The sequence below is a fragment of the Microbacterium sp. CPCC 204701 genome (assembly GCF_004010105.1).
GTDB lineage: Bacteria > Actinomycetota > Actinomycetes > Actinomycetales > Microbacteriaceae > Microbacterium.
The window spans coordinates 1-13,500 of record NZ_RRYE01000052.1 but is presented as its reverse complement, the minus strand read 5'-3'; the positions used below and the strand labels follow the sequence as shown (position 1 = coordinate 13,500).

At 68.9% G+C, this 13,500-nt stretch carries 13 protein-coding genes; 5 read left to right on the top strand and 8 right to left on the bottom strand.

What is annotated here, in order from left to right; genetic code table 11:
• Positions 1-130: 130 nt before the first annotated feature.
• Entirely contained in the window at positions 131-922 is a 792-nt protein-coding gene (locus EIO58_RS05695; RefSeq protein WP_127818694.1) for a gamma-glutamyl-gamma-aminobutyrate hydrolase family protein, read from the bottom strand.
• The gene (locus EIO58_RS05690) at positions 903-2,258 is read right to left on the bottom strand and encodes a glutamine synthetase family protein (protein WP_127818693.1); all 1,356 of its coding nucleotides are present in this window, start codon (positions 2,256-2,258) and stop codon (positions 903-905) included. Before EIO58_RS05690 ends, EIO58_RS05695 begins: the two co-directional genes overlap by 20 nt.
• A 190-nt stretch (positions 2,259-2,448) precedes the next feature.
• On the opposite strand from EIO58_RS05690, the gene EIO58_RS05685 reads away from it, so the two are divergent.
• Complete coding sequence (locus EIO58_RS05685) at positions 2,449-4,026, top strand: amino acid permease (RefSeq protein ID WP_127818692.1); 1,578 nt, start codon at positions 2,449-2,451, stop codon at positions 4,024-4,026.
• Between the two features lie 284 nt (positions 4,027-4,310).
• Here EIO58_RS05685 and EIO58_RS05680 read toward each other — a convergent pair whose 3' ends face one another.
• The gene (locus tag EIO58_RS05680) at positions 4,311-5,009 is read right to left on the bottom strand and encodes a hypothetical protein (protein ID WP_205789150.1); all 699 of its coding nucleotides are present in this window, start codon (positions 5,007-5,009) and stop codon (positions 4,311-4,313) included.
• 116 nt (positions 5,010-5,125) lie between these two features.
• Between EIO58_RS05680 and EIO58_RS05675 the strand changes: the two genes are divergently transcribed.
• Positions 5,126-5,464, top strand: a complete 339-nt coding sequence (locus EIO58_RS05675; RefSeq protein WP_127818691.1) for a TFIIB-type zinc ribbon-containing protein — start codon at positions 5,126-5,128, stop codon at positions 5,462-5,464.
• Positions 5,465-5,491: 27 nt separating this feature from the next.
• On the opposite strand, the gene EIO58_RS05670 is transcribed toward EIO58_RS05675, so the two are convergent.
• Together EIO58_RS05670 and EIO58_RS05665 are read right to left on the bottom strand one after the other, a co-directional pair.
• A complete protein-coding gene (locus EIO58_RS05670) occupies positions 5,492-6,013 on the bottom strand; it encodes an amino-acid N-acetyltransferase (RefSeq protein ID WP_205789149.1) in 522 nt (173 codons plus the stop codon).
• A gap of 200 nt (positions 6,014-6,213) precedes the next feature.
• Positions 6,214-8,739, bottom strand: coding sequence for an ATP-dependent Clp protease ATP-binding subunit (locus EIO58_RS05665; protein WP_127818690.1), 2,526 nt, complete (start codon positions 8,737-8,739; stop codon positions 6,214-6,216).
• 209 nt (positions 8,740-8,948) lie between these two features.
• Between EIO58_RS05665 and EIO58_RS05660 the strand changes: the two genes are divergently transcribed.
• Together EIO58_RS05660 and EIO58_RS05655 are read left to right on the top strand one after the other, a co-directional pair.
• A complete protein-coding gene (locus EIO58_RS05660; RefSeq protein WP_446723902.1) occupies positions 8,949-9,692 on the top strand; it encodes a hypothetical protein in 744 nt (247 codons plus the stop codon).
• Positions 9,689-9,919, top strand: coding sequence for a helix-turn-helix domain-containing protein (locus EIO58_RS05655; RefSeq protein WP_127818688.1), 231 nt, complete (start codon positions 9,689-9,691; stop codon positions 9,917-9,919). Before EIO58_RS05660 ends, EIO58_RS05655 begins: the two co-directional genes overlap by 4 nt.
• Positions 9,920-10,102: 183 nt before the next feature.
• On the opposite strand, the gene EIO58_RS05650 is transcribed toward EIO58_RS05655, so the two are convergent.
• From EIO58_RS05650 to EIO58_RS05640, 3 genes are all read right to left on the bottom strand, one after another.
• On the bottom strand, positions 10,103-10,834 hold the full coding sequence (locus EIO58_RS05650) for a hypothetical protein (RefSeq protein WP_127818687.1): 732 nt from the start codon (positions 10,832-10,834) through the stop codon (positions 10,103-10,105).
• Positions 10,835-10,959: 125 nt separating this feature from the next.
• A complete protein-coding gene (cls, locus tag EIO58_RS05645; protein WP_127818686.1) occupies positions 10,960-12,426 on the bottom strand; it encodes a cardiolipin synthase in 1,467 nt (488 codons plus the stop codon).
• Positions 12,427-12,481: 55 nt separating this feature from the next.
• On the bottom strand, positions 12,482-12,697 hold the full coding sequence (locus EIO58_RS05640; RefSeq protein WP_127818685.1) for a hypothetical protein: 216 nt from the start codon (positions 12,695-12,697) through the stop codon (positions 12,482-12,484).
• A gap of 135 nt (positions 12,698-12,832) precedes the next feature.
• On the opposite strand from EIO58_RS05640, the gene EIO58_RS05635 reads away from it, so the two are divergent.
• A partial coding sequence (locus EIO58_RS05635; protein ID WP_127818684.1) for a DUF4192 family protein occupies positions 12,833-13,500 on the top strand: 668 nt, incomplete at its 3' end.

Genomic DNA, 13,500 nt, shown 5'->3' with positions numbered 1-13,500 from the left:
GGCAGCGCCGCCCACGACCGCTGCGCGACCACCGCCCGAGACACTGCGGCGTCGACCTCGACGAGATCCGCGCGCGCGACCTCGCGGATCGGCTGCGCCGTCGCCGGATCGATCAGTGTGAACGTCGAGGTCATGCCGTCACCTGCTCGTTCGTCGGTTCGACGCGTTTCGCCTCGGAGTACGCGGACGCCTCGGCCACGAGCCCCGCGAAGAGCCGACGGTCCTCGCGGTTCTCCTCGGGATGCCACTGCACGCCGACGACGAAGCCGGCACCGTTCGACTCGAACGCCTGCACGAGGCCGTCGTCGGCGCGCGCCGTGACGATCAACCCGTCACCGAGGCGTTCGATGCCCTGGTGGTGGTAGCTGTGCACCTCAAAAGCCCCCGGACCGATGAGGTCCGCGAGCCGGGAGCCGTCGTCGACGATCACCTCGTTCTCGGCGAAGACTCCGCCGCCGATGCGGTAACGCTCGGTGCCGAGCGCCTCGGGAAGGTGCTGGTGGAGCGTGCCACCGCGCGCGACGTTGACCAGCTGGAGCCCGCGGCAGATCGCGAGCACCGGCATCCGTCGCTCCTCCGCGCCGCGGAACAGGGCGAGCTCCCACGCATCGCGATCCGGGCGGGCAGGGTCGGTGAGCGGATGCCGCTCGGCACCGTACAGTGCCGGGTCGACGTCGAGCCCGCCGGTGAGGATGAGGCCGTCGAGGCCGTCGAGCACAACGCCGGCCGCGACGGCGGGATCGGGCTGAGGCGGCAGCAGCACCGCGATGCCCCCCGACACGGTGATCGAGTCGAAGTACTGCTGCGGCAGGAACGCGGCACGCACGTCCCACACGCCCTGCCTCGCCCGCTCGAGATACGTCGTCAGGCCGATGACGGGGCGTCGCACGTCGGACGCCGAGTCAGAGCCGCTCGAAACCACGGACCCTCTCCCAATCGGTCACGGCCGCGTCGAAGGCCTCGACCTCGATGCGCGCCTGGTTCAGGTAGTGCTCGACCATGTCGTCGCCGAAGGCGGCGCGAGCGATGGCCGACTCGTCGAAGAGCCGCGCGGACTCGCGCAGCGTCGTCGGCAGATGGTCGACGCCCGACGTGTACGCGTTGCCCTCGAGGCGGTCGGGCAGCGGCAGCTCGTGCTCGATGCCGTGCAGGCCGCCCGCGATGATCCCCGCGATGGCGAGGTACGGGTTGACGTCGCCGCCGGGCACCCGGTTCTCGACGCGCAGCGACTGGCCGCGCCCGATCACCCGCAGTGCGCACGTGCGGTTGTCGAGCCCCCACGCGATCCCGGTCGGGGCGAAGGAGCCCTTCGTGAACCGCTTGTAGGAGTTGATCGTCGGCGCATACAGCAGGGTGAACTCGCGCAGCGTCGCGAGGATGCCGGCGATCCAGTGCTCCATGAGCGGGCTGAAGCCGTGGGGACCGTCGCCTGCCATGACCGGCTCGCCGTCGTCCGACCGCACCGAGAGGTGGATGTGGCAGCTGTTGCCCTCGCGCTCGTTGAACTTCGCCATGAACGTCAGCGACTTGCCGTGGTGGTCGGCGATCGTCTTGGCGCCGGCCTTGTAGATGACGTGCTGGTCGGCCGTCTCGAGCGCCTCGGCGTAGCGGAAGGCAATCTCCTGCTGGCCGAGATTGCACTCGCCCTTGACGCCCTCGGTGTAGAAGCCAGCCGCATCCATCGACACGCGGATGTCGCGCAGCAGCGGCTCGAGCCGCCCCGACGCGAGCAGGTCGTAGTCGACGTTGTAATCGGTCGACGGTGCGAGTCCGCGGTAGCCCTTGGCCCAGGCATCCCGGTACGTGTCGTCGAAGACGATGAACTCGAGTTCGGTGCCGGCGTAGGGCACGAGGCCACGGTCGGCGAGGCGCGCGCGCTGGCGGTTCAGGATGTCGCGCGGCGACTGCGCGACGGGATCGCCGTTCTCCCACGTCAGGTCGGCCATCACCAGGGCCGATCCGGGATGCCACGGCACCAGGCGCAGCGTCGCCGGGTCGGGACGCAGCATCATGTCGCCGTAGCCCGTCTCCCAGCTCGACATGGCGTAGCCGTCGACGGTGTTCATGTCGACGTCGACCGACAGCAGGTAGTTGCAGGCCTCGGCGCCGTGCGGCAGCACCTCCTCCTGGAAGAGGCGCGCCGAGACGCGCTTGCCGACGAGCCGGCCCTGCGCGTCGGCGAAGGCCACGATGACGGTGTCGATCTCGCCTGCGGCGATCGCCGCGTCGAGCTGCTCGACCGAGAGGGTGCCCGGCATCCGTCCTCCTGGTGTCGCCGTCATCAGAATCGTGAGCGCGGTTCCCCCCGGACCGCGCTCACGGGATCACTCTAGCCAGGAAATCGCGGCCAAAGGTAGACAGAGCCCACCAATAGGCATCACAATCGGCGGAGGCGCACCGTCGCGCCGCCCCCGAGTGCACGTCCGTATCCGAAGCCACGGAGGACCGATGTCCCAAACGAGCAGTGCAGCATCCACCCCGGAACCCGCCTCACGGGCGTCGAGCGCCAGCTCCGCCAAGGTCTCCGGAGCGACCTATACCCGCGCAGGCGAGGGCTACTTCGAAAAGCGGGGGCTGAAGCGCGCGGCGGGCGTATGGGGTCTGTGGGGCCTCGCAGTCGCGGCCGTCATCTCGGGCGACTTCTCGGGTTGGAACTTCGGCATCGACTTCGCCGGATTCGGCGGCATGCTCATCGCCTTCGTCATCCTCGTCGCCATGTACTACGGGATGATCTTCTCGATCGGCGAGATGGCCGCGGCGATGCCGCACACCGGAGGCGCCTACTCGTTCGCCCGCTCGGCGATGGGGCCGTGGGGCGGCCTCATCACCGGAGCGGCCGAGACGATCGAGTACGTCGCGACCACCGCGGTCATCGTCTTCTTCTCGGCCTCGTACGCCGACGCGATCACGTCGGAGCTGCTCGGAGTGTCGCTGCCGGGATGGGTGTGGTGGATCATCCTCTACGCCGTCTTCATCGCACTCAACGCCGCCGGCGCCAGCATCTCGTTCACCTTCGCGATCGTCGTCTCGGTGATCTCGATCGCGATCATCCTGGTGTTCTCGGCGATGGCGCTCTTCTCGGGCGCGTTCCAGTGGGCGAACCTGTGGGACATCGCCCCCGACCCGGGCCAGACCGAGTTCCTGCCGCACGGCGTGCTGCCGATCCTGTTCGCCCTCCCGTTCGCGATGTGGTTCTTCCTCGGCATCGAGGAGCTGCCGCTGGCGGCGGAGGAGTCGCATGACCCCGTCCGCGACATCCCGCGTGCCGGGTTCTGGGCGCGCGGCACCCTCATCGTCACGGGTCTGCTCGTGCTGTTCCTCAACACCGGCGTGCTCGGCGCGGAGGCGACCGGCGTCGCGGCCGAGCCCCTGCTCGACGGCTTCCGCGCCATCGTCGGCGACGGGCTCGCCGCGGTGCTCGCATTGTTCGCCCTCGTCGGGCTCCTCGCGTCGCTGCAGGGCATCATGTTCGCCTACGGCCGCAACATGTACTCGCTGTCGCGCGCGGGGTACTACCCGCAGTTCCTGTCGCTCACAGGAAGGCGCAAGACGCCGTGGGTCGCCCTCGTCGTCGGCGCGGTGATCGGCTTCGTCGCGCTGCTGATCATCGAGTTCACGGGTGGGTCGGGCAGCGTCGCGGGGGCGATCGTGCTCAACATCGCGGTGTGGGGTGCGGTGCTCGCGTACTTCCTGCAGATGGTGTCGTTCATCATCCTGCGCAAGAAGCTGCCGAACGTCGACCGCCCGTACCGCAGCCCGTGGGGCATCACCGGCGCCGTCATCGCCGCCGCGATCGCTCTGCTGATCTTCGTCGGGTTCCTCCTGAACCCGACGTTCCTGCCCGCGATCATCGCGATCGCGGTCGTATACGTGATCCTGCTGGTCGGCTTCGCGCTGGTCTTCCGGCACCGGCTGGTGCTGTCGCCGGAGGAGGAGTACGCGATCTCGGGAGGCGTGCACGGCGACCCGCAGGCGGAGGGCTACGACTCGATGGAGAACGAGGTGTTCGGGGGCGACAAGCACTGAGGCTGGGGGCAGCGAGGCCGAGGCGAGGCACTGGGGAGGCGTCTCGGCCTCGCACACACGGCCCCCTCGCGCTGCCTGGGGGCGGCTCGAGAGGGCCCATCGCTCACCGCGGAAACTCAGAAAGGCGCTCGCTGGGGCCGAGACAACTGTTTGGGGACAGGCTTTCGAGTGTGCTTCCGCGGGAGCTGAGGCCCACGATACGCCGGCGCATCGCGCACGTCTGTCCCCCCTTCGGGGGACAGAGGTGCGGCGTGCCAGCCGGCCGCCGGGCCCCTTCGGTGGGGTCAGTACAGCAGGAACTGCTTCGACGTGGTCGACGGGATGCCGCCGATCTCGACAGACAGGTGGTACGAGGCGCCTCCGCTCGGGGCCTGCGGGCGCGTCTGATCCGCGCACGTGTCGACGGACGAGCGCGTGCGATCCCATGTGAGAGGAGCGGCACTCGACACAGTCTGCCCGGCACCCAGCAGCACGACCATGTCGCTCGGCTCGCTCTGACAGTCCGTCGAGCGCCACCACACGTCGCTCCCGCTCATGACCGTGAACGACTGCGCGCTGGTGCCGACGTTCAGAGTGCAATCGGCGCCGTTGTTGGTGAGCTTGATGAAGAACTGCGGGGCCTCGTCACCGGTGTACGAGTCCTGGCTCGTGACGGCCTCGACCGAGACGTCGCTCGCGACACACGGCTGCGCGGTCGGCGTGGGCGACGGCGTCTGCGTCGTGGTCCCCTCGACGACCGAGCCCTCCACCTCGCCGGTCGACTCCGGGTTCGGCGTGCCACCCGACGGCACGGGCAGCGAGTCGGCGGTGCTCTGTGCCTGCGGCATCTCGTCCGCGGGCTGCTCCGACGCCGACCCGGCCCACGGCTGCGCGATGAGCAGCCACACGACGGCGGCGATCGCGAGCACCGCGATCAGCAGCACGAGGCGCCGACGGCGATACACCGCCGGGGAATGGCGCCGTCGGACGGGCATGCCGGTCATGAGAAAAGAGTAGGCCCCGGCATCCGTCGCTCCCGGTCGGCGCGCCCGGCCGAAGCCGTCTCTCAGTCGATCGAAAGGCCGAGTCGCTATCGTCGGATCGACCCCAGGAGGACCCTATGAACTGCCCCACCGATGGTTCCGTGCTCGTCATGAGCGAACGCTCCGGCGTCGAGATCGACTACTGCCCGACGTGCCGCGGCGTGTGGCTCGACCGTGGCGAGCTCGACAAGATCCTCGAGCGCGCAGCGCGCGAGGCTGGGCAGGCACCCGCTGCTCCGGCTCCGGCGGCTCCCGCGGCTCCCGCTTACGGCGGGCAGCCCGCGTACGGCGGACAGCCCGACCCGCGCTACCCCGCGCCGCAGTCGTACGATCCGAGCTACGCCCAGTCCGGCTACGACCAGGGCTACCACCGCAGGAAGAAGAAGGAGCACTGGCTCAGCGAGCTGTTCGACTGAGCCGGCCGGCGCCCGCGGACCTGCACCTCAGAGGTGCTTGAGCATGCGGGTGTTGCCGAGCGTGTTCGGCTTGACGTGCGCGAGGTCGAGGAACTCGGCGACGCCCTCGTCGGGTGAGCGGATCAGCTGCGAGTACACGTCGGGGTCGACCACCTGCTCACCGATCGGCGCGAAGCCACGGCGCCGGAAGAACTCGACCTCGAACGTGAGGCAGAACAGGCGAGAGAGTCCGAGCGTCCTGGCGTTCTGCTCGAGCGCCTCGACGATCGCGCGCCCGACGCCGTGGTGCAGCCACTCGTCCACGACGATGAGCGTGCGGATCTCACCGAGGTCCTCCCACATCACGTGCAGGGCGCCGCAGCCGATGAGGTTGCCGTCGACGTCCTCTGCCACGACGAACTGCTGGGTCGCCTCGTACAGTACGACGAGGTCCTTGCCCAGCAGGATCCGCCGCTGCACCAAGGGCTCGAGCATCTCCTGGATTCCACGGACGTCGCGCGTGCGCGCCGGCCGCACCGTGATCGGCGCGGGAGCAGGCGAAGAGGTCACCCGTCCAGCGTAGAGCGCCGCCCGAGGCGGCCGTCGTCGAAGCGCCGGGCTCGATCGCCCGGATCAGGCCGCCCGGGCCCATCCAACCCCGTTCGAGCCCGGCCGTTTGACGCCCCCCGCACGAGAAGCCGGCTTGCCGGAGGTACGCAGAGGGCGATGCCGCGGCACGGGGCCGCGGGCATCCGCCCTTCGTCTGCTGGTTACGCGCCCGCTGCGAGATCGGGCGTCGCGCTGATCTCGCCGCGTGAGGCGACGCCGACGGCCACCTTCTCGCCGCGCGGGCCGTTCTCGAACACGAACTCGCCGTTCTCGGCATCCACCTTCACGTGGTCGCCCGCCTCGAGCTCACCGTGGAGGATCTTCTCCGAAAGGCGGTCCTCGACCTCGCGCTGCATCGCACGGCGCAGCGGCCGGGCGCCCAGTGCCGGGTCGAAGCCGATCTCGATCAGCTTCTCCTTCGCGGCCTGCGACAGCTCGATCGTCATGTCGCGGTCGAGCAGGCGCTCGGCGAGGCGCTTGGTGAACAGGTCCACGATCTGCACCAGCTCGGGCTTGGACAGCTGCGGGAACACGATGATGTCGTCGACGCGGTTGAGGAACTCGGGCTTGAAGTTGCGCTTGAGCTCTTCGTTGACCTTGCCCTTCATCCGGTCGTAGGTCGTGCCCTGATCGCCCTCGACCTGGAAGCCCACCGGGCCGCCGGCGATCGCCGACGAGCCGAGGTTGGTCGTCATGATGATCACGGTGTTCTTGAAGTCGACCACGCGCCCCTGACCGTCGGTGAGGCGACCCTCTTCGAGGATCTGCAGCAGCGAGTTGAAGATGTCGGGGTGCGCCTTCTCGATCTCGTCGAACAGCACGACCGAGAACGGCTTGCGACGCACCTTCTCGGTGAGCTGGCCGCCCTCTTCGAAGCCGACGAACCCGGGAGGGGCGCCGAACAGACGCGAGACGGTGTGCTTCTCACCGAACTCCGACATGTCGAGCGAGATCAGCGCGGCCTCGTCGTCGAACAGGAACTCGGCGAGCGCCTTGGCGAGCTCGGTCTTTCCGACGCCGGTGGGGCCGGCGAAGATGAACGAGCCGGACGGGCGCTTGGGGTCCTTGAGGCCCGCGCGCTGTCGGCGGATCGTCTTCGACAGGGCGGCGATCGCCTCCTCCTGGCCGATGACGCGCTGGTGCAGCGCCTTCTCCATGAAGACGAGGCGGCTCGACTCCTCCTCGGTCAGCTTGAAGACCGGGATGCCGGTGGCCTGGGCGAGCACCTCGGCGATCAGGCCCTCGTCGACCACCGCGTGGGTGGCGACGTCGCCCGAACGCCACTGCTTCTCGAGGCGCAGGCGCTCGGCGAGGAGTGACTTCTCCTCGTCCCGAAGGCCTGCGGCCTTCTCGAAGTCCTGGTCCTCGGAGGCCTGCTCCTTGTCTTGCCGGACCTTGGCGATCTTGTCGTCGAACTCGCGCAGCTCGGGCGGGCTCGACAGGATCGACAGGCGCAGGCGCGCGCCGGCCTCGTCGATCAGGTCGATCGCCTTGTCGGGCAGGAAGCGGTCCGAGATGTACCGGTCGGCGAGGTTCGCCGCGGCCACGATCGCGCCGTCGGTGATCTGCACCTTGTGGTGCGCCTCGTAGCGGTCGCGCAGCCCCTTCAGGATGTTGATCGCGTGCGGCAGGCTCGGCTCGGCGACCTGGATCGGCTGGAAGCGGCGCTCGAGCGCGGCATCCTTCTCGAAGTGCTTGCGGTACTCGTCGAGGGTCGTCGCACCGATCGTCTGCAGCTCGCCGCGGGCGAGCAGGGGCTTGAGGATCGAGGCCGCGTCGATCGCGCCCTCGGCGGCACCCGCACCCACGAGGGTGTGGATCTCGTCGATGAAGACGATGATGTCACCGCGCGTGCGGATCTCTTTCGTGACCTTCTTCAGCCGCTCCTCGAAGTCACCGCGGTAGCGGGAACCGGCGATGAGCGAGCCGAGGTCGAGCGAGTACAGCTGCTTGTCTTTGAGCGTCTCGGGCACGTCGCCCTTGACGATCGCCTGAGCGAGCCCCTCGACGACAGCTGTCTTGCCGACGCCCGGCTCGCCGATCAGCACCGGGTTGTTCTTGGAGCGGCGCGACAGGATCTGCATGACGCGCTCGATCTCCTTCTCGCGCCCGATCACCGGGTCGAGCTTGTTGTCGCGCGCGGCCTGCGTCAGGTTGCGGCCGAACTGGTCGAGCACCTGAGAACCTCCCTGGGTGCTTCCCTGGGTCTGCTCCCCCGCGCCGGTGGCGACGCCCGCGGGCTCCTTGCCCTGGTAGCCGCTCAGCAGCTGGATGACCTGCTGGCGCACCTTGTTCAGGTCGGCGCCCAGCTTCACGAGCACCTGTGCGGCGACGCCCTCGCCCTCGCGGATGAGGCCCAAAAGAATGTGCTCCGTGCCGATGTAGTTGTGGCCGAGCTGCAACGCCTCGCGAAGCGACAGCTCGAGCACCTTCTTGGCACGGGGGGTGAACGGGATGTGGCCGGTCGGCTGCTGCTGCCCCTGGCCGATGATGTCCTGCACCTGCTCGCGCACGGCGTCGAGCGAGATGCCGAGACTCTCGAGGGCCTTGGCGGCGACGCCCTCGCCCTCGTGGATGAGCCCGAGCAGGATGTGCTCGGTGCCGATGTAGTTGTGGTTCAGCATCTTCGCCTCTTCTTGGGCGAGGACGACCACACGACGGGCACGGTCGGTGAATCTCTCGAACATCGTCTTTTCCTCCGGGGTGCACGGAGTGCGGTGATGCACTTCTGGCGCCTTACATCGAGGGTAACGACGCCGCCGGGAACGCATGGCCGTGTTCGCCGTGGGCATAGCGCGACCCCGTCGGGCTCGACAGGCGACGGATGCCTTGCGCCGAGGCATTCGCCTGGTTATCGTTTTTCGATACCAACGTTTATCGATATGGGGTGTGCGTGATGTGGTGGTCGCAGTGGGGCTTCATGGTGATGTGGGTCGTGCTGCCGATCGTCGTCGCGACGACCGTGGTCGGCGTGGTGGTGCGAAGCCGCCGCACTCGGCAGGCTGGCGGGCTGTCGCGTCTGGAGGAATGGGTGGTCGCGCTCGTCGGGACCGGCGCCCTGCTCGTCGCGGCCGGCAGCATCGCGGCGCTGACCGCATCCGGCATCCAGACCTTCGCATCCGACCCGTCCCACGTCCGCGGGTTCACGATCGGAAGCGTCGCGGCGCCCACGTTCGCGGAGAGGTCGAGCGCCGTCGTCGACGCGGGCTACGAGAGCGCATGGCTGGACGTGACAGGACTGCCGGTCGGAGCCAGGTGGTTGCTCTACCTCGAAGTGGCGCTCCCGATCCTGGCTGCGCTCGCGATCGGCGTTGCGACGGCCTGGCTCGCGATCGGCCTGCTGCGCGGGCGCCCCTTCGTGCGGTCGCTGCCGAACGTCGTCGGCGTCGCCGCAATCGCGGTGATGGTCGGCGGTCTCGGCTCCCAGGCCATGGCGTTCCTGGCCCGTGGCGCGACCATCGAATTCCTCGGCCCTCGGGTGATCACGGCCGGCGACAAGGGCGACGGGCCGTACGAGGGACTGGCGATGTCACTGACCCTCGACCTCGCCCCGATCGGCTGGGCTTTCGGGCTTGCGCTCGTCGCGGCCGCGTTCCAGATCGGCACTCGCATGCAGCAGGACACGGAGGCCCTGGTGTGAGCCCGGCCGACGACGAGGGTCCGAGCGGGGTCCACTGCCGGCTCGACGAGCTCCTCGAAGCGCGCGGCATGACCCTCACGCGCCTGTCGGAGCTCGTGGGGGTCTCGGTCGTGAACCTGTCGATCCTCAAGAACGACCGGGCTCGCGCGATCCGCTACTCGACGCTCTCGGCCATCTGCCGCGCGCTCGACTGCGAGATCGGCGATCTGCTCGTGCGCGCCGACTGAGCAGCCGCGGGGTCGCGCTGCAGTTTCCTGCACGGGCTGCGTCGCGCGACAGTGCGGTTGCAGGAATGTGCAGCGCAACCGGCGCGAAATGCCGCGGTTGCAGCAAGCTGCCGCGCCCGCCGTCCCGCCCAGCCGCAGAGGGATGACGGATGCCGCGGGCCGCGGCATCCGTCAACCACCGAGTCAGTCGTGGCCGATGATGGGAACGCGGACGTTGTCGAACTCGCCGCCGGTGAGGATCGCCAACACCTCGGCGTCGTCGTCGAGCGCGGAGTCGTCGGGCACCTGGGCGACAGCGCCGCGCGGCGCCATGTCCATCGTGCAGACCTGGTCGGCGGGCAGTGCGGCGAAGGTCACCGTGACTTCGGTCGGCGAGGTGACCTCGGCCGACTCGAGTGTCGGCGCACACGACGACGAGCCCCACGACAGGATGACCAACTGTCCGTCGTCGGCCCAGCCCGCGCTCGGGAGGTAGTCGGTCTCACTGCTGGGGTCGAGTCCAGCGACGCCATCGAGATCGGTGTCTCCCTGGTAACCCTCTCCGGTCACGCGGATCTCGAGCTCCTGCGTCGGGTCGACGCCCTCCGGCAGCGCGACGATCGTGGCCCGGGGCACCAGGTCGTGGGTGCACGCGGTGGCTTGCTGCGGCTCGACGAGCTCGACCTGCAGCACGCCGTCCGCGAACGCGACATCGCCCGCGGTGGGCACGCACGTGGACGAGCCGAGAGTGACCACTCCCACCATGCGTCCGTTGTCGAGCCAGGCCGCCGACACGTCCGAATCCGGCATCGAGTCGTCCGTCGTCGCGGACGGCGACGGGCCCGATCCTGCGGGCGTTGCGCACCCGGTCAGGATTCCGGCTGCCAGCAGCGCCAGACCCAACCCTGCGGCGAGTGAACGGGAACGAGCGGTCATGGGGGCCTCCTCGAGAACGCGGATGCCCGAGCGCGCGGCATCCGTCCACCTTCATGGTGCCGCAGATCGGCTCTGAATCTCATCACGCCGATCACGTGGAAGTCACGATTCGCCGGGAGAACGCCCTACTGCAGTGCCGACGTGAGCCGCGCGAGGTTGTCGAGCACGGTCGAGCGCAGCGGCTGCTTTTCCCACTCGTCGAGTGTCAGCTCGCGCGAGAGCGACCGATAGGTGTCTTCGACATCGCGCATCTCGCGCACGAACTCCTCGCCGCGAACGAGCAGCGAGATCTCCATGTTGAGACCGAACGAGCGCATGTCCATGTTGCTCGAGCCGATGATCGCGACCTCGTCGTCGATCGTGAGGCTCTTGGTGTGGAGGATGAAGGGCTTCTCGTACATCCAGATCTTCACGCCGGCACGCAGCAGCGCCTCGTAGTAGCTGCGCTGCGCGTGGTAGACGATCGCCTGATCGCCTTCCTCCGACACGAACAGCTCGACGTGGATGCCGCGCTGGCACGCCGTCGTGATCGCCAGCAGCAGCGCCTCGTCGGGCACGAAGTACGGGCTCACCACGATGATCTGCCTGTTCGCGGCGTACAGAAGCGCGGCGAAGAGCTTGAGGTTGTTCTCGAACTCGAAGCCGGGACCGGACGGCACGATCTGACAGTCCAGGTCGCCGGGGCCCGCTTTGACATCGAACAGGTCGATCTCGTCGGTGAGCACCTCGTCGGTCTCGCTGTACCAGTCGCTGAGGAAGACCGCGTTGACCGATGCCACGACCGGGCCCTCGATGCGCGCCATGAGGTCGACCCAGTGCAGGCCTCGGCGGATGTTCTTCTTGAGGTTGTACGTCGAGTCGGTGATGTTCTGCGAGCCGGTGAACGCCACGCGTCCGTCGATGACGAGGAGCTTGCGATGGTTGCGCAGGTCGGGCCGCTGGTATTTGCCCTTGAACGGCTGCACCGGGAGCATGAGGCGCCACTGCGCCCCCATCGCGTCGAGGCGCCTGAGCGTGCTGCGGTACTTCGGCTTGCCGCGGTTGGCCCAGTGGTCGAGCAGCACGCGCACCGTCACGCCCCGGGCGGCGACCTCTTCGAGAGCGCGGAAGAGGTTGTCGGTCGCGGCATCCGCCTGGAAGATGTAGAACTCGATGTGCACGTAGCGCTCGGCCTGGCGGATGGCGTCCGCCATCGCGTCGAGGCTCTCCTGGTAGTCCGAGATGATGTGCGCCGCGTTGTCGCCGGCGAGGGGCATCGCACCCAGGTTGCGGTTGAGCGTGACGAGTGATGTGAACCACTGCGGCGCGTGCGGGCGGAGGGTGCCGAAATCGAGCGACGCGCTGGTGTCGTGGATGTAGTCGTTGATGCGCGCCTGCTTGCGACGGCGCGTGCGCGGCAGCCGCGGATTGCCGATCAGCAGGAACAGGAAGACGCCGATGATCGGGATGAAGTAGATCGCCAGCAGCCACGCCATCGCCGCCGTCGGCCGGCGGTTGCGCGGCACGATGATGATCGCCGCGATGCGGATGGCGAGATCGACGACGAAGACGACCACGACCCACCACGTCGCATCGAACGTGATGGTGATCACCCTGTCTCCTCCGCGTTCCCCCGACTGCGTGTGCCCAGCGTACTGGGCACCACCGTCACGACTCGGATGCGGAGGCGGAGGATGCGGACGCCGCGGCGGGTGTCTGGGCCGGAAGCCCGCGCTTCGCGCGCTCCTGGGCCTCGATCTTGGCGTACTGCCGCCGCTCGTTGCGGTCGGCGAAGATCACGCTGCGCAGGATGAAGAAGAAGAGCGCGCTGACGACCACGGTCGGAAGCAGCGTCCACACGACTGCGACCCAGTAATCGTCCATGTGCTCCAGGATACGCGGTGGGAGCGGGCTCGCATCCCGCGGCGGCTCCTCCCCAGGCGACCGATGCGGCGAGCCGGCGACGCTCCCCTGTGGAGAACGGCTCGCACGCCCCGCCGACGGCGAGAGTCGTTCACCATGACCAGCACGATCGTGAAAGCCGCGGATGCCGCGCAGTTCCTGTCCTTCGTTCCCCGCCTCCTCGGATACCACCCCGCGCAGAGTCTCGTGGTGATCCCGTTCCGCGGATCGCGCAGTCTCGGCGCGATGCGCTTCGACCTTCCGCACGACGCCGGGGCGGTGGACCGCGTCGCCTCCACCGTGATCGGCATGGTGTGCCGGCTTCCGGACGCCGACGCGGTCGCGGGGATCGTGTACTGCGACGCCGGGTTCGGGGAGGGCGAGAGCATGCCGCACCGCAGCCTCGCCGACGCACTGGCACGTCGCGCCGACGCGTGCGGACTGCGCGTCTCGGATCTGCTGTGCGTCGCCTCCGATGCGTGGGGCTCGTTCATCGACCCGGGGTCGCCGGCCGCGGGGCGATCGCTGTCGGAGCTGGCGAGGGAGTTCGACGAGCTCGCAGGCCTGCCCGCACCAGGCGGCGACCAGGCCTCCGGCGCAGACCTCCCTGCGACCGATCCCGCCGAACGCGAGCGGGTCGGGCGGGCGCTCATCGCACTGGGGCAGGCGGTCACGCTGCTGTGCGGCGACGGCCAGCAGGCCGAGGCTGCGGGCGTCGAGACCGGCGGAGCGGAGGCCGAGCACGGGTTCCGCGGCACGACGTCTGCCGACCTCGCGCCCGCACC

What these genes read in the sequence shown, in the direction of transcription:
- EIO58_RS05690 (WP_127818693.1), bottom strand. Translation starts at nt 2,258, where the DNA reads ATGCCGGGCACCCTCTCGGTCGAGCAGCTCGACGCGGCGATCGCCGCA.
- EIO58_RS05680 (WP_205789150.1), bottom strand. Translation starts at nt 5,009, where the DNA reads ATGACCGGCATGCCCGTCCGACGGCGCCATTCCCCGGCGGTGTATCGC.
- EIO58_RS05675 (WP_127818691.1), top strand. Translation starts at nt 5,126, where the DNA reads ATGAACTGCCCCACCGATGGTTCCGTGCTCGTCATGAGCGAACGCTCC.
- EIO58_RS05650 (WP_127818687.1), bottom strand. Translation starts at nt 10,834, where the DNA reads ATGACCGCTCGTTCCCGTTCACTCGCCGCAGGGTTGGGTCTGGCGCTG.
- EIO58_RS05640 (WP_127818685.1), bottom strand. Translation starts at nt 12,697, where the DNA reads ATGGACGATTACTGGGTCGCAGTCGTGTGGACGCTGCTTCCGACCGTG.
- EIO58_RS05665 (WP_127818690.1), bottom strand. Translation starts at nt 8,739, where the DNA reads ATGTTCGAGAGATTCACCGACCGTGCCCGTCGTGTGGTCGTCCTCGCC.
- EIO58_RS05660 (WP_446723902.1), top strand. Translation starts at nt 8,949, where the DNA reads ATGTGGTGGTCGCAGTGGGGCTTCATGGTGATGTGGGTCGTGCTGCCG.
- EIO58_RS05685 (WP_127818692.1), top strand. Translation starts at nt 2,449, where the DNA reads ATGTCCCAAACGAGCAGTGCAGCATCCACCCCGGAACCCGCCTCACGG.